Origin of the sequence: Agrobacterium sp. ICMP 6402, assembly GCF_009498615.1 — a bacterium.
Taxonomy (GTDB): domain Bacteria; phylum Pseudomonadota; class Alphaproteobacteria; order Rhizobiales; family Rhizobiaceae; genus Agrobacterium; species Agrobacterium burrii.
Genome location: NZ_QSNV01000012.1, coordinates 17,191 through 38,085, shown reverse-complemented (window position 1 = coordinate 38,085; position 20,895 = coordinate 17,191). Strand labels below are relative to the sequence as shown.

The following is a 20,895-nucleotide window of genomic DNA, read 5'->3' as shown; positions in this document are numbered from 1 at the left end:
GCGTGCTACGTCCGGATGTCATCGATGCATTGCCCCTTTGACTTTGCGCATCACGCCCCGCGAAAACCGGCTTCGATTTTTGTGGGATACCCTAAGCGCAAATCTGACCGGGCGGATCGGAGACAGGCAACTTTCGCGGAGTCCCATTATGTCCAGCATTGCAGACCGTATCAGAAAAATCATCGTGGACCAGCTTGGCGTAGACCCCGCCACGGTCGTCGACGACGCCAATTTTGCTGACGATCTCGGTGCCGATTCCCTCGAAGTCGTTCAGGTCGTCATGGAAATCGAAGAAGAATTCGGCGTGGAAATTCCCGATTCCGCCGCAAACACGATCCTGACCGTGGGTGATGCCATCCGCTTCATCGAAAAAAACAAGGCCTGATTTCAGGCCTGATTTTGGGCGTACGCGGCAGCGGCGGGTTACCCCGCCGACAGCGCCGCAACGGGCGACAGCAGATTGCGGCCCGGCCTGCTCCATCGCCTGTGGTGAGGGTTCACTCTGCACCGCAACCCGCAGGGGTGCCGAAGCGCCGAAAATAGCTGTCCCTTCTTCCGGGCGGACCTTGCGCGGCGCAAATCGATCCCCGGCGTGGGGCTGGGGCTGGCCATCGCGAAGGAAATCATCGAACGCTTCGGCGGCACGATCACCATCGCGAACCACAAAAAATGGCCTGATCCAGACCATGATCTTCGCCAGAGCGGGGGCTTGAAAGACGGCCGGGCACCATCCGCCCCGCGCATCTTTCGCTGGGTGTAAAAGATATATGATAAAATTAGTCATGTTTATTGCCATGGAGTGATTTTTCACCTATGCAGCCGGGGATCGCTCAATCCTTCCGACCGGGAACCCGCCTCATGTGGAGCAAGCCCACGTCCCGCGCACGCATCGATGATGCCGTACAGCTCTATTATGAGGAACTGTGCAAGGCCATGAACCGTCGCGGACACACGACTGCCATTTCGCAGGAGATCGTCCATGATCTTTACGTGCGGCTGACCGGCAAACCCCGGCTTCCCGAAAACACCTCGCTCATCCGCGCCTTTCTGGTGCGCGCCTGCGCCAATCTCGGCATCGACCGCCGCCGCCGCGAACAATTCGAGCGCAGGCTGTTTTCCGGCAGCATGGAGGAAGCGCTTGCCGCGCCACAGCCGGTCAATGATGCCGATAGCCTCGCCGACCGGGAACATCGCCTGAAAGTGCTGCGCCGCGCGGTCATGTCCATGTCGCTACAGCGCCGGCAGGTCTTCCTTGCCAGCAGCATCGGCAACCTGAATTCTGTTGAGATCGCCGCGCGAAGCGGCATCAGCAAGAACATGGTCGATCGTCATCTGCGCAAGGCCTATCTCCATTGCCTTGAGTGCCTGGAGGAAACGCTGTGACGGGATCGGCAAAAAACGCCTCGACGCTGCGCGAAGAGGCCGTCGACTGGTTCCTGCGGCGACGGGAAAGCCCGGACGACCTCATGCTGGCCGCGCATTTCGATGCCTGGATCGCCGGGGATGAACGACATGCAAAGGCCTATGAGCGTGTCCGATGTCTTATGGGCGACGCCGGCGCGCTTCTGGCGGCCGATCAGGCGTTTCTGGCCAAGGCAACACGCAGGCGCGGCGGCGGCAAAGCCAAGGCGGCAGCGGCGGCCATTGCCGGCGTCTCGCTGCTTTCCGCCTTTTACCTCACCGACATGCCCATGCGTCTGCGTTCCGACCATATGTCCGGCACGGCGGAACGGCAGGTCGTCACCACGCCCGATGGTTCGACCATCACCCTGAACGCCCATTCCGCGATTGCACTGCGTTTCTCGAAAGAGGCGCGGCGCGTTGTACTGCTGCGCGGGGAAATTTTCGTTGAAGTCGCCCCCGATGCGGCGAGGCCTTTTTCAGTCGAGGCGGCAGGTGGCACGACCACCGCGCTCGGGACAGCCTTCGATGTCGATATGCGCCATGACGCGACGAGCGTGACGGTGCTGGAACACAGCGTGCAGGTGGAAACGGGCAAGCAGGGCCAGAATGGCCAGGTTCATGAAAACCAGCGCGTCGATTATTCGTCCGACGGCCAGCTTGGCAACATCGAAACGGTCGATCCCTCCTCCGTCGCCGCCTGGCGCAACGGCCGCTTCATCTTTGAGGACAGGCCGCTTGCCGAAGTGGTGGAAACCTTCGAGCGTTATCTTCCCGGCCGCATCGTCGTGACGCGGGAGGGCCTGCGGCAAAAGCGGCTGTCGGGCAATTTCGATCTTTCCAACCCCGGTGCCGCTCTTGCGGATCTGGCTGCCGCGCTGGAAATCGGCGTCATCAAAGCCGGCCCTTATCTGACGGTTCTTTATTGAGTGAAATTTCTTCGCCGGGGGTGTCCTTAAAAAACGGGTCCGTTCGTTCGTGGAGCAGAACAATATCTGCCGCCCCGGAGAGGTGCCCGAAATGACCAGACCAGAACCCGCTTTTCGCCACGGGACACGCGCCCGCGCATCATTATTTTCCCTTTTGCTTGCCAGTGCGGCCGTGGCGGCTATTCCCGCACAGGTCTCGGCGCAGCAAACCCAGAAGGTGGCGATCAACCTGCCCGCCGGCAACATGGCGACCGCGCTCAATCGTCTCGCCAGCCAGTCCGGCCTGCAGATGGTCTATGACGCCTCTGTTGCCAAAGGTCTGAAAAGCGCTTCCGTATCGGGAACCATGACGCCGGCCGAGGCGCTGGAACGGCTGCTTTCGGGAACCGGCATTCGTTACCAGTTCATCGGCGAAAAAACCGTCCGCATGGAAATGGCCAACCGTTCCGCCACAGCCTCCGAAAGTGGTGAAAGCACAGTGCTCCAGCCGATTACACTCAAGGGCGGACGCGTCTTCAACGGCGATGCCCCAAGCGTGGTCGAGATCGATCAGGCCGCCATTGAGGCCGCACAGTCCAACTCCCTGCCGCAACTTCTTCAGAAAACCCCGGGCGTCAGTTCAAGCGGCGGGGTTCGCTCGCAGGGGCAATCCACCTCCATTCGCGGCTTTGCCCGCCAATCCGACGTGCGGCTGCTGCTGGATGGCGCACCGAAGAATTTCGAGCGTTACGATCAGGGTACCGTCTTCATCGATCCGGAACTGCTCAAGCGCGTGGAAATCCAAAAAGGCGCGACATCCGTCCGTTATGGCAATGGCGGCTTCGGCGGCACTGTCATCATGGAAAGCAAGACGGCTTCCGACATGCTGAAACCGGGCCAGAGCTTCGGCGCATGGGGCAAGACCAGCTTCCAGTCGGCCAACAAGCAGAAGCTCGGATCGGCGGCGATCTACGGAAAATCCGATTTCGGCGGGCCTGTAACCTATGACGGGCTTGCCTCGATCATCTGGCGCAAGAGCGACAATATGCGCGTCGGCGGGGGTCAGGTCTATGACGCGTCCAACGACAAGATCACCTCTTTCTCCGCCAATGCCGGTGCTGCCTATGACGGCCACGAGCTGCGCGCTTCGGTCATCTACGGCAAATCTGGCGATTACGGCCCGCTTGCCGCCAATCGCGGTGATCTCGGTCTGACGGCCTATTCCATCAAGACCTATGGTTATGACCTGGCACGGCTCAGGGCACTGGCCTGGCGCGACATGGAGGATTTTTCCTCAACGCTGAAATATTCCTATGACGGTGACAGCGACCTCGTGAATTTCAAGGCAATGGCGAGCTTTTCGGCCACCCGCCTCGACATGACCCGTCCGGCCATTCCGGGTTTCGTTCCGACAGGCTCGCTCGGCGGCATGCAGGACGACACGAAATATACCGACTTCAAGCTGGAGGCGGAAAACACGTCCAATTTCGAGCTCGGCGGCGTGTCCCACGTCGCCAATTATGGCGTGCAATATATGCGCCATGAGCGGGACTCGTGGATGTACGACATCGCCAACCGCACCAGCGCCCAATATAATTACGGCCGTTATGCCTCATGGATCAAACCGGAAGGCAAGCAGGAAACCATCGCCGCCTTCTTCCGTGACGAGATCAGCCTGACCGACACGTTCAAGGTGACGCCGGGCATCAGGTTCGACCATATCCGCTCGCAAGGCGTGCCCAATGCCGCGCCGCGTTACAACACACCGGCCGCCGGTCACGATTATTCCGCCGTGTCCCACAGCGGCGCGACGCCGGGTCTCAGCATGCGCTGGGAAGCGGCGCCCGGCACCACCTTCTTTGCCGACTGGGCCTATGCCATGCGCGCGCCCGTCATTGATGAACTCTATTCAAGCCAGAGTCTGGCAACCACGGCGTCGGGAACCTCGCGTAACCTGAAGGTCGAGCGCAACAACAACTTCAATCTGGGTGTTTCCCAGCGTTTCGATGACGTGTTCCAGAACGGCGACAGCCTGACGGCCTCGATCGGCGGCTTTTACAACAATGTCACCAATCCCATCACCCGGCGGTTCGGCAGCGCCAACCTTGCCCGCGTCAAGAATGTGCCCTTCTACTGGAACACACCGTCCTACAAGATTTACGGCCTCGATGTCTCGGCGAGTTATGATTCCGACTACGTCTTCGGAAATCTCGGGCTTTCCTGGATGAACGGTTCCCGCAACGGCGCGATCAACGATGTCTACGGTCCCGATACCTATATGAACGACCTGTCGCCGCTGACCGCCAACCTTCAACTGGGTTACAAGTTGCCGGACTGGGATCTGGCGCTGAGCTGGAACGGCCAGTTCGTCGCCCATCAGGAGCGCACACCGGTCAATCAGGGTACCGGATACTTCTACGCACGGCCGGAAAGCCTTGGTTACGCCGTGCATGGCATCGCCCTCGACTGGACACCGAAGGAGGGCATGATGGCCGGGCTGGAAGTGCATGCCGCAGTCGAAAACCTGTTCGACAAATATTACTTCCCCTATCTCAGCGACGGTATCGCCGCCCAGCCGGGCCGCAATTTCAAGCTGTCGATCAGCCGCAGGTTCTAAGCGGTGTAGCAAGCTGAAAACCAAGAGGGCGGAAACCGTTTCCGCCCCCTCACCCGTTGATCACTTTAGTTGAAGACTTTCGGCATAGGCCATCATCAGCGGCCCGACGCCTTTGGCGTCATCGGAGACAACCGGCTCGGACAGGTAATAGTCCGGGGAGCCATCGCGATAATTGCCCTCAAAGCCGCCAAGGCCGGCAACATGGACGATGCCGGTAAGGCGGACGACACCCTCTTCGTCAGCCTTGAGCCGCGTTTCCAGCAATGCATCAAGCGCCCGACGGCCAGCCGCGCGGGCAACATCCGCCTCTTTACCTGATAAAAGCCGCAGCCGGCTCGCCCGCAGCAAGGCATAGGCGAACATTGCCGAGGCCGAGGTTTCCTGGTAATTGCCGGAAAGGTCCGGATTGTCGAGCACCTGCATCCACAGGCCGTTCTCCGTCTGCCGTGCGGCAATTCCGGCCAGAAGCAGACGCGTCTTTTCCCGAAGCTCCGCCGTCCTGTCATCATCCGGCAGGATGACCAGCGCATCCACCAGCGCCATGGCAAGCCAGCCCACCGCACGCGCCCAGATGGCCGGTGATTTGCCGCTTGCAGGATCGGCCCAGCGCTGGTCGCGGCTTTCATCATAGCCATGGACATAAAGCCCGCCGGCATCCGCCGTCAGTGCAAGCGCGGTTGCGAATTGTCGAAGTGCATCATCGATCAGTTCAGGCTGACCTGTCGCCTGCGCATATTCGATCTGGAAAGGCAGCCCCATATAAAGCCCATCCAGCCAGACCTGATGCGGGTAACGCTTCTTGTGCCAATAATTGCCCGCCTTGATGCGCGGATGGCTGTGGAGCTGGCCTGCCAGATGTTCTGCGGCAGCCAGATAACGCGCCTCACCCGTTTCCGCCGCCAGCGGAAAGAGGACGCGACCGGCGAGAACATGATCGATATTATATTCCTCCGGCGCGTAACCGGCGAGCGTTCCATCGGCCGATATCTGCGCATCAGTCAGACGATGAAGATGCTCGCTCCAGCGCCGGTCTCCGCTTGCCTGAAACAGAAGCTGCAGCCCCCGATAGATACATCCATCCTCATAACACCAGCTGCCACCCTTGTAGTGCCGGTATTGTTTTGAGAATTGATCAAAATAATCAGTGGCTTTCATGAGTTTTCTCAACAAGATTACAACGCCTGCCAGCCCGACATGCCAAGACCCTTCAGTCAGGGATGATGGGCCTGCCTTGCCCAATCGTCTCGACTGAAATCATGCCCCGGCGAATGGCGGCAGCTTGAACAGGGCTTCAGGATTTTCCACCAGCGCACGATGGCGCGCAGCGTCATCCGGCAACCAGCCGAGAACCAGTTCCGCAAGCCTTGCATCATCCGGATAGGCTGCGGTCTCCCTGATGGAATTATGCGGCCAGTTGGTGCCCCAGACGATGCGTTCCGGCGCATGGGCCGCAATCGCCCGCGAAAAGGCGGCAACGTCTTCATAAGGCCAGCTGTCGCGCGCGCTTTCATAGACGCCGGCGAACTTGAACCAGAGATTACCGCGGTCGATGAGCTTCAGGAGTGCCGTCATCTCCGGGCCGTCGGTCTTGATGCCCTTGAAGAACTTGCCGTGGTGATCGAACACCCAGCGTGAGCGAATTTTTTCAAGGCGCGGCAAGTGATCGAGCAGCGTATTGCCATCAAACTGCACCGCCACCATCCAGTCGGCCGCATAGGCGCGCTCATCCACCACTTCCAGCTCGGACAGGTTCACCGCACCGCCCGGCAGATCCATGATACGCGCCCCGACGGTACCGGCAGCGGTGAGGCTTTCCATGTCCTTTTCGGTGGTGCTCGCATCGATGATGACAACCGCGCGGGCCGCTTCGCCGATTTCAGCGACACAGGCAAGCGTATTGGCATTGTCGCGCTGGTGGGCATTGCCCTGGGTGATGATGACCCGGTCGATGCCGAGCCATTGCATCAGCTTTCGGTAGTCGGCGGGACCGGGAAGCGAGCCCGGCGGCAGGCCCGGCCCGCCCGGCAAGGCGGGGTAGCCGGGCAGATAAAGATGCATCTGCGTATCGACGGCGCCCCTCGGAAAAACAGGGTTCGGCGCTTCCCCCGTCAGCTGGCGTACAAGCTCACTCATGCGTCTGGCATCCTGAATTCGGTAAGGGCATCACGGTTTATTTCGATGCCAAGACCCGGACCATCGGGAATGGCGACAACGCCATTGACCGCCTCGATCGGCTTGCTCAGAACCGCCTGCCGGAACGGATTATAGGTGCGGTCGAATTCCATGATCGGCTCTATCGGATTGACGCGCACCGGATCGGGCGTCATCGCCGCCATGAATTGCAGCGCGGCGGCGATCTGCACACCCGTGCCCCAAACGTGCGGCACGATGCGCACGCCATGTAACGTGGCGAGCGTGGCAATCTTCTGCGTTTCGGAAAAACCACCGCAGCCGCAGAGATCGGGCTGGAGAATATCCACGGCACCGGCGGAAAGCGCCTGCCACATGCCATAACGCCCATGCCAGGTCTCACCGCCAGCAACCGGGATCGGCTGGCCGGCCCGCACGCGGGCATAGGCATCCAGCTGTTCGGGAACAACAGGCTCTTCGAACCAGTCGATGCCATAGTCGGCAGCGCGGTTGCCGAGCATGATGGCTTCGGTGATGGTATAACCGTGATTGGCGTCGATCATCAGGCGCATATCCGGCCCGATCGCCTCGCGCACGGCGGCGATGACCCGGAGGTCTTCTTCGATGCCGAAACCGATCTTGATCTTGCAGGCGTGAAAGCCTTCCGCCCGGCGCTCCGCCATCTCCGAGGCATTGTCGGACACACGGTCGACGCCATCACGCTTGAAGCTGCCGGTGGCATAGGCGCGTACGCTTTCGCGCCAGCGCCCGCCAAGCAGCATGGAGATGGAAGCGCCGTAATGTTTGCCCTTGATATCCCACAGCGCGATATCGATGCCGGAAAGCGCCGTGAGGCTGAGGCCGCGCTGGCCCTGATCGCGCAGGGCATTATAAAGCACGGCCCAGAGCTTTTCGGTCTGGCGCGGGTCCTGGCCGATAAGCCAGCCGGCGTAAGCCTGAACCACGGCGGCGTTCGGTCTGGCCGGGCCGAGGCATTCGCCCCAGCCGACCGTTCCGTCATCGCATTCGATCTCCACCAGAATATGGGCGCGACGATCAAAGCGCATGGAGGCGCTTTCAAACGGCGTGTCCAGCCGGTGTTCGAGCAGATGCGTACGCACCGCAGTGATTTTCATGGCTCCCCTCCCGTTATGCCGTGATCAGGCGTTACGCTTATGCGTGCCGATCAGGGCCTCGAGCATGCCGATTTCCTCATTGGTCAGGTCCTTCAGCGGCGCACGCACCGGCCCGGCGTTGAAGCCCTGCAGGCGCACACCAGCCTTGACGGCGGAGACGGCATAACCCTTGGCGCGGTTGCGGATGGCCATGAACGGATAGAAGAAATCTACGAGAATGCGCTCGCAGGTGGCGCGCTCGCCGGCACGTAGCGCCGCGTAAAACTCGTTGGCAAGGCCGGGTACGAAGTTGAAGACGGCCGAGGAATAGGTGGTGAAACCGGCGCCGAGATAGGCTTCGGCAAACAGTTCCGCCGTCGGCATGCCGCCGAGATACATCAGTCGGTCGCCCATCTTGGCGGTGATCTGGCGCACGAGACCGATATCGCCGGTGCCATCCTTGAAACCGACAAGGTTCGGGCACTCGTCGCAGAGACGCGCCAGCGTATCGGCCTGCAGCACGGAGTTGTCGCGGTTATAAACCATGACGCCGATGCCGACCGACTGACACACCTTCTTGATATGCGCGTAAAGACCTTCCTGCGGCGCATCGATGAGATAATGCGGCAGAAGCAGAATGCCATCGGCACCTACCTTTTCGACCGAGCGGGCGATATCGACGGCAATTTCGGTGCCGTAACCGCAGCCGGAAACGATGGCCGTTTCGCCGGCCACTTCCTTGGCGGCGGCGACGATGGTGGGGATTTCATCCGGCTTCAGCGAGAAGAACTCGCCCGTACCGCCGGCGGCAAACAGCACCGGCGCTTTGTAACCGGCAAGCCATTCGACATGCGCCCTGTAGCTATCGGCCGCAAAACGACCCTCGGCATCGAAATGGGTGACCGGGAAGGACAACAGACCGGAGCCGAGCGCCGTCTTGATTTGTTCGGGGTTCATCATCGAAATTCCTCTGCAAGTTCACTGACTGAAAGCCACCTAAGCCGCTTGCCGCACCTTTGTCAATAACTCATCATACATGTTGTATGATGAATTTAGAAAATCTGTCACAGATTATCGCGCCAACCAGCCGCCATCGACATTGAGAATGGCGCCATGCACATAATCCGCCGCCGGCGAAGCCAGAAATACCGCCGCGCCGGCAATATCCTGCGAGTGCCCCCAGCGGCCTGCCGGAATACGCTCGAGGATGGCCTTGTTGCGGGCGGCGTCCGTGCGCAGCGCCTCGGTATTGTTGGTTTCGATATAACCGGGTGCTATGGCATTCACATTGATGCCCCTGGCGGCCCACTCATTGGCCAGAAGCTTGGTGAGACCGGCGACGCCATGTTTCGCCGCCGTGTAGGACGGCACGCGAATGCCGCCCTGAAACGACAGGAGCGAGGCGATATTGACCACCTTGCCGGAACGGCCTTTCGCCAGCAGCTCTTTCGCGAAAGCCTGCGTGGTGAAAAACAGCGCCTTGAGATTGACGTCCATCACCTCATCCCAGTCGAGTTCGGAGAACTCGATGGAATCGGCACGGCGGATGATGCCGGCATTGTTGACGAGAATATCGAAACCGGCGTCAGCAAAACTGTCCTTCGCCGCCAGCGGATCGGCAAAATCGATGAGCAGCGCGCTGGCCCTGCCGCCATCCCTGGCGATGATATCAAGCGTTTCATCCGGCGCGCGGCGCGCGGCGCAGACAACCTCCGCGCCGGCAGCGGCAAGACCCACCGCAATCGCCTGGCCAAGACCGGTATTCGCGCCCGTCACAAGCGCCTTGCGCCCTTCAAGCGAAAAGGGGTTTCTCATTTCAGATCCCCCGGCTGGATGAAGTCCATGTCGGTATAATCGACATTGTCGCCAGCCATTGCCCAGATGAAGGTGTAGGAGCCGATGCCCGCGCCGGAATGGATGGACCAGGGCGGTGAAAGCGCGCCTTCTTCATTGGAAATAAACAGATGGCGGGTTTCCTGCGGCTCGCCCATCAGATGCAGCACGCGCGACTTTTCATCCATGCCGAAATAGAGATAGGCCTCCATGCGACGATCGTGAATGTGCGAGGGGATCGTGTTCCAGACGGAACCGTCCTCCAGCATCGTATAACCCAGCACCAGCTGGCAGCTTTCCATGACGAGCGGATGGATGAACTGGTTGATGGTGCGCTTGTTGGAGGTCTCCGTCGCGCCGAGCTTGACTTCCTTGCTATTGGCAAGCGTGACGAGCTTGGCCGGCAGGCTGCGATGCGCCGGGCAGGAAGTGATGTAGAACCGGCCTGCCCCGTCAAAGGTGACAGCACCGCTGCCCGCGCCGAGATAAAGCACATCGCCGCGATTGAGCGTGTAGGTCTCGCCGCCGGCGCTGACCGTGCCGGTCTCGCCGATATTGACGATGCCCATTTCGCGCCTGTCGAGGAAGGACGGCGTCTTGGTCTCTTCCACCTTGTCGAGCGTCAGCGGTGCGCCATTCGGCACCGCGCCACCCATCACGAACCGGTCGTAATGGGTATAGATCAGCCTGATTTCACCGGAACGGAACATGTCGTTGGCGAGGAAATGCCGGCGGAGCCCTTCGGTATCCAGCGTTTTTGCATATTCCGGGTTCACGGCCTGCCTTGTTTCGACGGTCAACATCAAACTCATCCTTCATGATTGTTGCGTATGGCACATAATATATGTTATCCGCTTTTTGTACGATCTGTATGACAAGGTCAAGAGGCACGCCATATCTCGACCACGTCGCAGACGGGCAAAGCTGAGGGAGAATGGCAATGAAACGGCTTCTTGTTACCGGTGCGGCGGGCCAGCTTGGCCGCGTCATGCGTGAACGTCTGGCGCCGATGGCCGAGATATTGCGTCTTGCCGATCTTTCCCCGCTCGAGCCGGCAGGGCCGAACGAGGAATGCGTGCAATGCGACCTTGCGGATGCGGATGCCGTGAATGCCATGGTTGCCGGTTGCGACGGCATCGTTCATCTGGGCGGCATATCGGTGGAGAAGCCCTTCGAGCAGATCCTTCAGGGCAATATCATCGGGCTTTATAATCTCTATGAGGCCGCCCGCGCCCATGGCCAGCCGCGGATCGTCTTTGCCAGTTCCAACCATACGATCGGTTATTACCCGCAAACCGAGCGGCTCGGCCCCGATGTTCCGGTGCGGCCGGATGGTCTTTACGGCGTCTCCAAATGTTTCGGCGAGAACCTCGCCCGCATGTATTTCGATAAATTCGGACAGGAGACGGCGCTGGTGCGCATCGGCTCCTGCACCCCGGAGCCTGTCAATTACCGCATGCTGTCCACCTGGTTTTCCTACGATGATTTCGTGTCGCTGATCGAGGCGACGTTCCGCGCGCCCGTGCTCGGCTGCCCCATCGTCTGGGGCGCATCGGCCAATGAGGCCGGCTGGTGGGACAATTCGCATCTCGGCTTCCTGGGCTGGAAACCGAAGGACAATGCCGAGGCCTTCCGTCAGCATATAGCCGAGACGACCCCGAAGCCGGACCCGAAGGATGCGTTGGTGCGGTTTCAGGGCGGCACGTTTGTCGACAACCCGATCTTCAAGCAGAGCTGAGTGATCAGCGGGATTGCAAGCCGGGCCGCGAATAACGTATCGAGGACATCCGGAAGCAACCCCGCACCCTTTTTAGAACGGCGACACAGATGACAAAAGCGACAACCTCCGAACCGGCAGCTCCGCAAGCCAAGACGCTTGTGGTGAAGGTTTCGGAGGAACTCCGCAGCCAGATCGCCAAGGGCCGTTACAAGACGGGCGAGCGCCTGCCCTCCGAGGCGCAGCTGACGCAGGAATTCGGCGTGAGCCGGACAGTGGTGCGCGAGGCCATCGCCTCGCTGCGCTCCGACGGTCTGGTCGAGCCGCGTCAGGGCGCCGGCGTCTTCGTGCTGGAGCCCGCACCCGTGGAGCGACGCCCCTTTCACAATGTCGATCTCGCCCGGGTTTCCTCGCTGATCGAAATGCTGGAACTGCGCACCGCCGTGGAAGGCGATGCCGCTGCCCTTGCCGCCATTCGCCGCTCTCCGGCGCAGGAAGAAAAGATCATCGAGGCCTTCGACGCCTTCCGCGCCAGCGCCGCAAAGGGAATTCCCACGGCCGAAGCCGATTTCGCCTTTCATCTTGCCGTGGCCGAAGCGACCAACAATCCGCGCTTCAGCGAGTTCCTGCAGGTGCTCGGCTCAACCGTCATTCCGCGCCGCGCCGTGGCCGAAAACGGCTCGGAAACCGTGCTTTCCCCCGCCGATCTCAGCCGCCTCGTCGGCGAACATGAAGCGATCCTGATCGCCATACAGGACGGCAACGAGGACGCGGCGCGAAGCGCCATGCGCAACCATCTGAAAAGCAGCCAGACGCGTTATCGCGCCATGCTGCGCGCGCCGCGCTGAGACGGCCGGCCTCAACCGCATTAAAAGACCAAGGAGAACGACATGCAGCAGCTTCCCAAATTCCCCACCGTTTCGCCCGATGACGGCGTGGAGCGCACCGTGCTTTCCGAAGCGCCAGAGCTGATGGTTGTGTCCTTCCGTTTCAAGACTGGCGCGGAAGGCAAGCTGCACAGCCATCCGCATGTGCAGTCCACCTACGTCGCCAGCGGCAGCTTCCGCTTTTACCGCGATGGCGAAGCTTATGATCTGCAAAAGGGCGACAGCCTGATCATTCCCGGCCATGTCGAACACGGCTGCCTGTGTCTGGAAGAGGGTGAGCTGATCGATTGCTTCACCCCGCGCCGCGACGACTTTCTCTAAACCGGCGTCAGTCCCCGGATAAATCCTTGAGAGTGCGTGGCAGGCTGTTCATGCACTCTGCGCCTGTTGATGTCACGAGGAACTGATCCTCGATCATCAGTGCGCCCATCCCTTCGCCGTAAAAAGGCGCTTCGAGCGCAACCACCATGCCGGGAAGAATGATTTCCGGATTGTCATGGGAAAAGAACGGCCATTCCTCGATACCAACGCCACCGCCGACGGAATGGCCGAAATGACCGCGATAATATTCGCCGAAACCTTGCCTGCGCATCGAGGCCAGCATGGCGGCGTGCACCGCGCCAAAGCTATTGCCGGGGCGGAGCGCTTCCAGCCCGCAGGCGAAAGCCGCTTCCAGCGCCTTGAAAATATCGGCAGCAAGAGCCGAGACCGGCCCCCACGAAAAGGTCCGCGCACCGTCAGAGGAATAACCGTCTACCAGCGTGCCGACATCGGCCTTGATCAGCGCGCCCGGAGTGACCGCCGCCGTCATATCCGACAGGGCCGGACCGACGGAAATATAGTCCCAATGCCCGCTCAGCGAAAAACCGGATTTTGCAGCATATGCCTGCACGCCGGATTTCCAGGCGGCGGAGAGTTGACCAAGAGCTGCTCCCGGTCGGACGGCGGCGGCCATCTCGACCAACCCAGCCTCGGCGGCGGCTGCCGCCTGCCTGAGAAGTTTGATTTCGCGTTCGGATTTTACCGCCCTCAGACGTTTCAGCACCGTCGAACCGTCCACCCAGGTCACACCGGGAAGGGCCTGACGCAAAGCGAAAAAATCGGCGGCGGGCATGAATTCGAGGTCGGCACCAATGCGCGCCGCAGACAGCCCACGCTCCCGCAGCAGATCGGAGAGCAGGCCGAAACAGGCGGCACGATCGAATGTCTCCGGCCGCGGCCCACCGGAATTGTTGCGGCGATAGGCATCGTCCACCTGCGTGGCGGCTTCTACACCCGAAAGTTCGACCATATCGATCCAGATGCGATGGCAGCGCAGATCGACATCAGGCGCGGCCTTCCCGACGAGCGCGGCGGCATGATCGCTGACGACGGCGGCGAGCCCTGCCCCGGCGTCTGCCGGCACCAGCGCAATCGCTGAGCCCGCCCTGCCCCACATCGTCGCCACGCCGGCAGGAACCCCGAGCGCATAACGGAAGGCTTCGGGCTGGAACAGCACCAGCGCCTCAATCTCCGCCTCCCGCATCAGCTGCTGCGCACGGCTTCGGTTGATATCGGTCATGGGAACCCCGGTGATTGTTTGGCAACGCGTTTCTGAACCTAGGCTTTAGCAGTCACCGGGAGAGGAAAGAAGGTGGAAGATAACATCTCCACCCTGAGAATCGCCAGTTGAAGCGAGCGGATGCAACTTGTTTCTTCTCCCCGCCGGGGAGAAGTCCGCGGCAGCGGGATGAGGGGGCAAGGGTAGAGATATTCGGAGAGCTTGCCCCCTCATCCGACCCTTCGGGCCACCTTCTCCCCGGCGGGAAGAAGAAACACGTGGCACCGTATTGCCTATCGAACAGAGGCGGCGGGAAACCCGCCGCCTCATTGTCTTTCAAGCCTCCAGCCACTTCACCTGCTCATCCGTCAGCGCGATATCCAGCGCCGAAAGACTGTCCTCCAGCTCCGCAATCGTGCGCGGCCCGATCAGCGGAATGACCGGGAAAGGCTGGGCGATGACATAAGCGAGCGCGATGTGGATCGGGTGGCGGCCCAGTTTCTGCGCAAGCTCGATTGCCCGGTCGCGGCGGTCGAAATTGCGGTCGGAATACCAGACGCGGACGATCTCCTCATCGTCATGCTTGTCGCGCCCTGCCCGGTCGGTGAAGAAACCGCGCCCCTGGCTGGACCAGGCAAAATTGGGGATCTGGCACGATTGCAGCCATGTCTTCCACTCGTCATCAGATGCAGCAACGCAGCCCGCCCAGATGGGATCGAGCATTTCGGCAAGCGAAAAATTGTTGGAAAGCGCGCCGGGGGCCTGTTTGCCATTCTTCTGCGCATAAACCGCCGCTTCATCCATGCGTTCCCGCGTCCAGTTCGATCCGCCGAAGATGCCGCGAATGCGTCCACGCCGGACTTCGGCATCCATGGCATCGACAAATTCGCCGACCGGCACGTCGGGATTATCGCGATGCATGAAATAGGCATCGACATAATCCGTTTTCAGTCGCTCCAACGACTGGTCGAGCTGGCGCGCGATCACATCCGGGTAGCAGAGCGGCGAATGCGCGCCCTTGCCAATCAGCACGATTTCCTCGCGCGGCACGTTGCGGCTGGTGTGCCAGTCGCCGAAAATCGCCTCGGTCCTGCCTGCGCCATAAACATAGGCCGTATCGAAGAGATTGCCGCCCGCCTCGTAAAAGGCATCCAGCGTCAGGGATGCGGAGGCGAAATTGGGGAAGAACTCGAAACCGAGCGCGACCACGGAGGCCGGTTTGGCAAGGCCCGGTATCTGCCGCTTCGGAACCGAATTTCCGGCAACGACCGTGCCACCGGCAATATTTCCGCTGCGCGATGTCGCCTTTTCGACGCTGTATTCCAGCCCGACGGAAGCCCGCCACTGGTCCATGACACGCAGATTGCCGAGGCTATCGGCCCAGGCCATGCCGGGTGCATCGAATTCCTTTTTGCCCTGGCGAATTGCTTCGCCGGCCGCATCGACTTCGAAGGAATAAAGCCAGCGATCCTCCGGCACCTCGATGGTTTCGACCTTGTCGCCCCTGATGATATCGATCCGGCCGGTGCCGCCCTTGTGGCCGGCGGCGAACCAGAAATCCTTGACCTCGATCCGGCCTTCCGAACCGATGATGCGCAGCACATTGTCCTGCCCCGCCATGATCGAGCACGACACTTCGGCGACGATGCCGTTTGAAAATTTCAGCACGGCGGAGGCCCATTCATCCACACCCGACTGGCCGAGATGGGCGACGCCCGCCACCTTTTCCGGCTCGGCAAAGGGTTTGCCCTCCACGGCACCGGCGATCAGCCGCACCATGGAAACCGGATAACCGCCGACATCGAGAATGCCGCCGCCCGCCGTTTCATTGGCGAAAAGCCGGTGATCGGCCCGGAACGAGCCCATGTTGAAACCGAAGCTGGAGCGGATGATGCGGATATCGCCCACCGCACGGCTCTTCACCAGTTCGACCAGTTTCGCCGTCTGTGGATGCAGGCGATACATATAGGCCTCGCCGGCGAAAACGCCTGCCTTTTTCGCCTCGTGGAAAATGGCGTCGGCGTCATAGGCGGAAAGCGCGATGGGTTTTTCCACCAGCACGTTCTTGCCGGCGCGGATCGCCTTGATCGCCCATTCGGCATGGCCGGTATGGGGTGTGGCGATATAAACCGCGTCGATATCGGGATCGGCAAGCAGCGCGTCGTACCCATGGATGATGCGCGCACCGGCGAAAGCCTCGGCAAGGCCAGGCTTATCCGGATTGCGGGTGGCGATGGCCTCTAACCTGCCGGTGCGGGAATGGGCGATACCGTCAGCAAAGGTTCTCGCGATGGTGCCCGGGCCGATGATGCCCCAGCGGATCGGTTGTTCGGTCGTCATGAAATCCTCGTCTTTGATGTGGGTGCTTGGGAAAAGGTTCAGCGCAGGCGGGTGCCGTCGCTATCGAAAAGAAAGGCCTTGCGGGCGGAAAGGCCGACCGTCAGCCGGTCGCGATTGCCGACATCGCGCGATTCCGGCCGCTCGATGATAAGCTGCTCGTCGCCTGCGGTACGGGCATAGACATAGCTTGTATTGCCGAGATGTTCGGCGACATCGACATGCACGGTGAGATCGGCATCACCCCCACCCGCATCGGCAAAATGTTCGGGCCGGATGCCGAGCGAGACTTTGCTTCCTTCGTTCAAACGGTCCCTTATCGGCAGGGTCAGCCGCACCGCGGGATCGCTGTCGAGCGACAGCGTGGCGCTCTCCGCGCCGCTGCCGATGATAGTGGCGTCGAGAAAATTCATCTTCGGCGAACCGACGAAACCGGCAACGAAGCGATTGGCGGGATCGTCATAGAGATCGAGCGGCGCGCCGACCTGTTCGATATTGCCTGCCCGCAGCACGACGATCTTGTCGGCGAGCGTCATCGCCTCGGTCTGGTCGTGGGTCACATAGATCATCGTGGTGCCGAGCTGCTTGTGCAGCCGCGAGATTTCCACCCGCATCTGCACCCGCAGCTCCGCATCGAGGTTCGACAAGGGCTCATCGAACAGGAAGACCTGCGGTTCGCGCACGATGGCGCGGCCGATGGCGACGCGCTGGCGCTGGCCGCCGGAAAGCTGCTTCGGCCGGCGCTGCATCAATTCGTTGATCTGCAGGATGTCGGCGGCGCGACTGACGCGCTTTTGCGTATCGGCCTTGGGATTGCCGTTCATTCTAAGGCCGAAGGACAGGTTTTCGGCCACCGTCATATGCGGATAAAGCGCATAGGACTGGAACACCATGGCAATGCCGCGATCGGCCGGATCGGCATCGTTGACCGTCCTGCCGCCGATGCTGATATCACCGTCGGATATATCTTCCAGCCCGGCGATCATGCGCAGCAGCGTGGATTTGCCACAGCCGGAGGGACCGACGAAAACGACGAATTCGCCATCGGCAATATCGAGATCGGCGCCGTGGATGACTTCCAGCGCGCCATAACGCTTGACCACGTTCTTGAGCGAAAGTTCCGCCATGCGGCCTCCCCTTACTTGACTGCCCCGGCGGAAATGCCGGCGATGAAGTGGCGCTGCAAAGCCACGAAAACCACGAGGATGGGCGCGGTGAGCAGCACCGCCCCCGCCATGATGCCGCCCCATGACACTTTGGTGAGCCCGATGAGGGTGCCAAGCGCCACGGGAGCGGTCATCATTCCTGGGCGGGAATTGATGAGAAGCGGCCAGAGATAATTATTCCACGAGGCCAGGAAGAGAATGATGGAGAGCGCCGCCATGGTGGGCCGCGCCAAGGGCAAGGCGATGCGCAGGAAGATCTGCCATTCCTTGACGCCTTCCACCCGTGCCGCGTCGAAAAGCTCCGTCGGCATCATCGAGAAGGATTGCCGCATGAACAAAACGCCGAGCGAGTTGAACAGCGGCGGCACGATCAGCGCCACCCAGGTGTTGGCGAGTTTGAACTCCCGCGCCACCATGATGAATTGCGGAATGACCACGACCGCGAAAGGCAGGGTGATGGTGCCGAGAATGATGGCGATCACCACCCCGCGACCGGCAAAACGATACCGCGCCAGCGCCCAGCCCGCCATCGACGTCAGGAACACCGAAAGAACGGTATAGATGACGGCAACGGTGATCGAGATGAACATGGCCCGCAGGAAATTGGTGTCCGCCTGCAGGTTCTGGAAGTTCTCGATGAAGTTGGTGGAGGGCACCAGCACGATGTCAGGGCTGAAAATGCCATAATCCGGCATGGTCGAGAACACGAACATCATCCACAGCGGAAACAGCCAGATGATGGCAAGCGGGGTCAGCGCCGCATGCAGCGCGATCTTCTGCCAGAAAAGCGTTCTGGATTTCGATCTCATTTCGGCTCCCTCCCGACCCAGAGATTAAGCAGGGAAATGGCGATGGCGAGCGCCGCCATGGTGTAGGCAATGGCCGAGGCATAACCGAAATTGAGCGAGGTGAAGCCCTGCCGGTACAGGAACAGCCCCAGCGTCTCCGTGCCGCCGCCCGGCCCGCCCCTGTTGGTGATGAGGAAGGGTTCTGCGAAAAGCTGCATGGTGCCGATGACCGACAGGACGACGCAGAAGAGGATGATGGGTTTAAGCAACGGCAGCGTGATGTAAAAGAACTGCTGGCGCTTGCTGACCTTGTCCAGCGTCGCCGCCTCGTAGACATCGCCGGGGATGGATTGCAGCCCTGCGAGGATGATGATGGCATTATACCCCGCCCACCGCCAGGTGACGGCGATGATGACCAGCGCCATGGCCGCATTGGCATTGTCGAACCAGGAAATGGGCGAAAGGCCAATGGACGTGATGAGCTTGTTGATGATGCCGAAATCGGCGCTGAACATCAGCCTGAAGACAGCCGCATAGGCGACTTCGCCGACGACCACAGGCGCGAAGAAGGCGAAACGGTAAAGCGGCCGCACCTTCAGGAGCGGCGAGTTCAGCAGCACTGCCATGACGGTGGCAAGCGCGATCATGACCGGCACCTGAATGACCAGAATGATCAGCGTATTGTAGAGCGCATTATAAAATGCCGGATCGGTAACCAGCCGCCCCCAGTTCATGGAGGGTGCGAACCGCCACGGATTGATGCGCGTATTCTGGAACGACAGCATGAACGAACTGATGATCGGCCAGACCCAGAAGGTGGCGAAAATCAGGAGATAGGGCGCAAGGAACGCATAGGCGATCCTGTTCCTAGACGGCATGACGACCTCCAGATGCCGGATGATAAGCCGGATAAATGGAAAGAGCTTGGAAGAGGCCGGCCCCATTTCAGGGCGAGGGCGAGGCCATAGCAAGGCAGTGCGGCAGGTTTCTTCTCCCCGAGGGGGAGAAGGTGGCCCGAAGGGTCGGATGGGGGGGCAACGCCAGTGACAAATCGCACCCTTGCCCCCTCATCCCGCTGCCGCGGACTTCTCCCCCTCGGGGAGAAGAAATTCGTGGCACCCGCTCGGCCCATAAACCGTCGCCTTATTCCGCGACGGGCAAACCCGTGGCCGTTTCAATCTGCTTGGCCGCATCATCCAGCGCCGCTTTCGCATCCGGATACCCGCCTGCGAAATATTTCGTCTGCGTCGCCTTGTAGATCGCATCCGCATCCGACTGGAACGCCGTGCCACGGCTCGGCACGATCTTCGGCAGGGTCGCCAGAATATCGCTCCACACCGCCTGCCCGCCCCAATAGGGCTGCTTTTCTTTCACGAAAGGATCATCGATGGCGGAAAGCAGCGATGGAACGAGGCCGAAGGATTTCAGCATCGTCACCTGCCCCTCATTGGTGGTGAGCGCGTAATCGATATATTTCCACGCGGCTTCCTTGTTCTTGGATGTCGAGCTGATCGCCAGTGACGAGCCGCCGAGATTGGCCGCATGCGGACCATCGGGCGTCAGGCTCGGCATGAGATACACGCCCCACTTACCGGAGAGATCGGGAGAACCGGAGCGAACCGTGCCTTCATACCAGGCGCCATACATCTGACTTGCGGCCTTGCCGGCCGTATTGGCCTGAATTTTCTCATCCCAGATCGCGGCCGTGATGATGCCCGCATCCTTCATTTCCTTGACCTTTTCAAGGGTCGCGACACAGGCCGGCTTGTTGATGGTAATGCCTGCGCCATCGGTCGAAAAGTAACCGCATCCCTGCTCATTGGCGATCATGCGGAACCATTCGCTGTCGCCGTTGAAATCGGCCTGCGCCATGACGGTGCCGGGATTGGCGGCCATGACCTTCTTGCCGGCGGCGATGAAATCATCCCAGCTTTTAATGGTTGCCGGATCGACACCTGCCTTCTCATAGAAGTCGCGGCGATAAAACACTGCCACTGGACCCGAGTCCCACGGAACGGCGTAGGCGGTGCCGTCAACCTCCAGCTCCGTGCGCTTGAAATCCGGAAAAAGCGCCTGTTTCTCAGGCGTGTAGCCAAGCTCGGTCAGATTGGCGAAACAATCGGGAAAACGGCTCCAGAACAGCTCCGCCTCAAAATTCTCGACGGTGACTATGTCAGGAAGACCATCGCCACCGGCCGCACAAGCTGCCAGCGTCTTGTCAAAAACCTGATTGTTTCCAAGGTCTTCAACGACGATCTTGATGTCAGGATTCTGTTTGTTGAAGCCTTCCACCGTGGATTTCAGCGCGGAAGCCGCGACATTCCAGCTCCAGATGGTGACGGTTTCTGTTTGCGCGAAAGCCGGGGCTGCGAGGAGCACCAGAGCCGTAGACGCGCCAAGAAATTTAAAGCACATTGAAAACCTCCCTTTTTTCAATTGCCGTTCTTTAGCGAACA

At 60.5% G+C, this 20,895-nt stretch carries 20 protein-coding genes; 8 read left to right on the top strand and 12 right to left on the bottom strand.

Annotation, left to right across the window (positions count from 1 at the left end):
* Nucleotides 1-148: 148 nt before the first annotated feature.
* The 5 genes from DXT96_RS23465 to DXT96_RS23445 all read left to right on the top strand — a co-directional run bounded on the left by DXT96_RS23465 (nucleotide 149) and on the right by DXT96_RS23445 (nucleotide 4,926).
* Complete coding sequence (locus DXT96_RS23465) at nucleotides 149-385, top strand: acyl carrier protein (protein ID WP_046800405.1); 237 nt, start codon at nucleotides 149-151, stop codon at nucleotides 383-385.
* A gap of 207 nt (nucleotides 386-592) precedes the next feature.
* A complete protein-coding gene (locus tag DXT96_RS23460; RefSeq protein WP_194287726.1) occupies nucleotides 593-760 on the top strand; it encodes a hypothetical protein in 168 nt (55 codons plus the stop codon).
* A 98-nt stretch (nucleotides 761-858) separates the two neighbouring features.
* Complete coding sequence (locus tag DXT96_RS23455; RefSeq protein ID WP_188356150.1) at nucleotides 859-1,383, top strand: RNA polymerase sigma factor; 525 nt, start codon at nucleotides 859-861, stop codon at nucleotides 1,381-1,383.
* A complete protein-coding gene (locus tag DXT96_RS27245; RefSeq protein WP_153516701.1) occupies nucleotides 1,380-2,330 on the top strand; it encodes a FecR family protein in 951 nt (316 codons plus the stop codon). The genes DXT96_RS23455 and DXT96_RS27245 overlap by 4 nt, the downstream gene beginning before the upstream one ends.
* A 91-nt stretch (nucleotides 2,331-2,421) precedes the next feature.
* Nucleotides 2,422-4,926, top strand: coding sequence for a TonB-dependent receptor (locus tag DXT96_RS23445; protein WP_246670635.1), 2,505 nt, complete (start codon nucleotides 2,422-2,424; stop codon nucleotides 4,924-4,926).
* Nucleotides 4,927-4,986: 60 nt separating this feature from the next.
* Here DXT96_RS23445 and DXT96_RS23440 read toward each other — a convergent pair whose 3' ends face one another.
* From DXT96_RS23440 to kduI, 6 genes are all read right to left on the bottom strand, one after another.
* Nucleotides 4,987-6,081 carry a glycoside hydrolase family 105 protein gene (locus DXT96_RS23440; protein WP_153516700.1) on the bottom strand — a complete coding sequence of 365 codons (1,095 nt, stop codon included), beginning with the start codon at nucleotides 6,079-6,081 and terminating at the stop codon, nucleotides 4,987-4,989.
* A 99-nt stretch (nucleotides 6,082-6,180) separates the two neighbouring features.
* Nucleotides 6,181-7,059, bottom strand: a complete 879-nt coding sequence (locus DXT96_RS23435; RefSeq protein ID WP_153516699.1) for an amidohydrolase family protein — start codon at nucleotides 7,057-7,059, stop codon at nucleotides 6,181-6,183.
* Nucleotides 7,056-8,192 (bottom strand): D-galactarolactone cycloisomerase, encoded by a 1,137-nt coding sequence (locus DXT96_RS23430; protein WP_149901455.1) that lies wholly within the window; start codon nucleotides 8,190-8,192, stop codon nucleotides 7,056-7,058. The genes DXT96_RS23435 and DXT96_RS23430 overlap by 4 nt, the downstream gene beginning before the upstream one ends.
* Before the next feature lie 24 nt (nucleotides 8,193-8,216).
* Nucleotides 8,217-9,128 carry a 5-dehydro-4-deoxyglucarate dehydratase gene (kdgD, locus tag DXT96_RS23425; RefSeq protein ID WP_153516802.1) on the bottom strand — a complete coding sequence of 304 codons (912 nt, stop codon included), beginning with the start codon at nucleotides 9,126-9,128 and terminating at the stop codon, nucleotides 8,217-8,219.
* A gap of 114 nt (nucleotides 9,129-9,242) precedes the next feature.
* Complete coding sequence (gene kduD, locus DXT96_RS23420; RefSeq protein WP_153516698.1) at nucleotides 9,243-9,986, bottom strand: 2-dehydro-3-deoxy-D-gluconate 5-dehydrogenase KduD; 744 nt, start codon at nucleotides 9,984-9,986, stop codon at nucleotides 9,243-9,245.
* The gene (kduI, locus tag DXT96_RS23415; protein WP_153516697.1) at nucleotides 9,983-10,807 is read right to left on the bottom strand and encodes a 5-dehydro-4-deoxy-D-glucuronate isomerase; all 825 of its coding nucleotides are present in this window, start codon (nucleotides 10,805-10,807) and stop codon (nucleotides 9,983-9,985) included. The genes kduD and kduI overlap by 4 nt, the downstream gene beginning before the upstream one ends.
* A 137-nt stretch (nucleotides 10,808-10,944) precedes the next feature.
* Between kduI and DXT96_RS23410 the strand changes: the two genes are divergently transcribed.
* From DXT96_RS23410 to DXT96_RS23400, 3 genes are all read left to right on the top strand, one after another.
* Complete coding sequence (locus DXT96_RS23410; protein ID WP_153516696.1) at nucleotides 10,945-11,742, top strand: NAD(P)-dependent oxidoreductase; 798 nt, start codon at nucleotides 10,945-10,947, stop codon at nucleotides 11,740-11,742.
* Between the two features lie 89 nt (nucleotides 11,743-11,831).
* Complete coding sequence (locus tag DXT96_RS23405) at nucleotides 11,832-12,569, top strand: FadR/GntR family transcriptional regulator (protein WP_149901459.1); 738 nt, start codon at nucleotides 11,832-11,834, stop codon at nucleotides 12,567-12,569.
* A 42-nt stretch (nucleotides 12,570-12,611) separates the two neighbouring features.
* Nucleotides 12,612-12,929, top strand: coding sequence for a cupin domain-containing protein (locus DXT96_RS23400; protein WP_153516695.1), 318 nt, complete (start codon nucleotides 12,612-12,614; stop codon nucleotides 12,927-12,929).
* 7 nt (nucleotides 12,930-12,936) lie between these two features.
* Here the strand turns inward: DXT96_RS23400 and DXT96_RS23395 are convergent, their stop codons facing one another.
* The 6 genes from DXT96_RS23395 to DXT96_RS23370 form a co-directional block, all read right to left on the bottom strand.
* The gene (locus DXT96_RS23395; protein WP_153516694.1) at nucleotides 12,937-14,169 is read right to left on the bottom strand and encodes a Xaa-Pro peptidase family protein; all 1,233 of its coding nucleotides are present in this window, start codon (nucleotides 14,167-14,169) and stop codon (nucleotides 12,937-12,939) included.
* A 315-nt stretch (nucleotides 14,170-14,484) separates the two neighbouring features.
* The gene (locus DXT96_RS23390) at nucleotides 14,485-16,488 is read right to left on the bottom strand and encodes an aldo/keto reductase (RefSeq protein WP_153516693.1); all 2,004 of its coding nucleotides are present in this window, start codon (nucleotides 16,486-16,488) and stop codon (nucleotides 14,485-14,487) included.
* A 38-nt stretch (nucleotides 16,489-16,526) separates the two neighbouring features.
* The gene (locus DXT96_RS23385) at nucleotides 16,527-17,612 is read right to left on the bottom strand and encodes an ABC transporter ATP-binding protein (protein ID WP_153516692.1); all 1,086 of its coding nucleotides are present in this window, start codon (nucleotides 17,610-17,612) and stop codon (nucleotides 16,527-16,529) included.
* An 11-nt stretch (nucleotides 17,613-17,623) separates the two neighbouring features.
* On the bottom strand, nucleotides 17,624-18,460 hold the full coding sequence (locus tag DXT96_RS23380; RefSeq protein WP_153516691.1) for a carbohydrate ABC transporter permease: 837 nt from the start codon (nucleotides 18,458-18,460) through the stop codon (nucleotides 17,624-17,626).
* Nucleotides 18,457-19,317: a carbohydrate ABC transporter permease gene (locus DXT96_RS23375; RefSeq protein WP_153516690.1), complete on the bottom strand. Its 861-nt coding sequence runs from the start codon at nucleotides 19,315-19,317 to the stop codon at nucleotides 18,457-18,459. Before DXT96_RS23375 ends, DXT96_RS23380 begins: the two co-directional genes overlap by 4 nt.
* A gap of 265 nt (nucleotides 19,318-19,582) precedes the next feature.
* Nucleotides 19,583-20,854: a sugar ABC transporter substrate-binding protein gene (locus DXT96_RS23370; protein ID WP_153516689.1), complete on the bottom strand. Its 1,272-nt coding sequence runs from the start codon at nucleotides 20,852-20,854 to the stop codon at nucleotides 19,583-19,585.
* Between the last annotated feature and the right edge of the window lie 41 nt (nucleotides 20,855-20,895).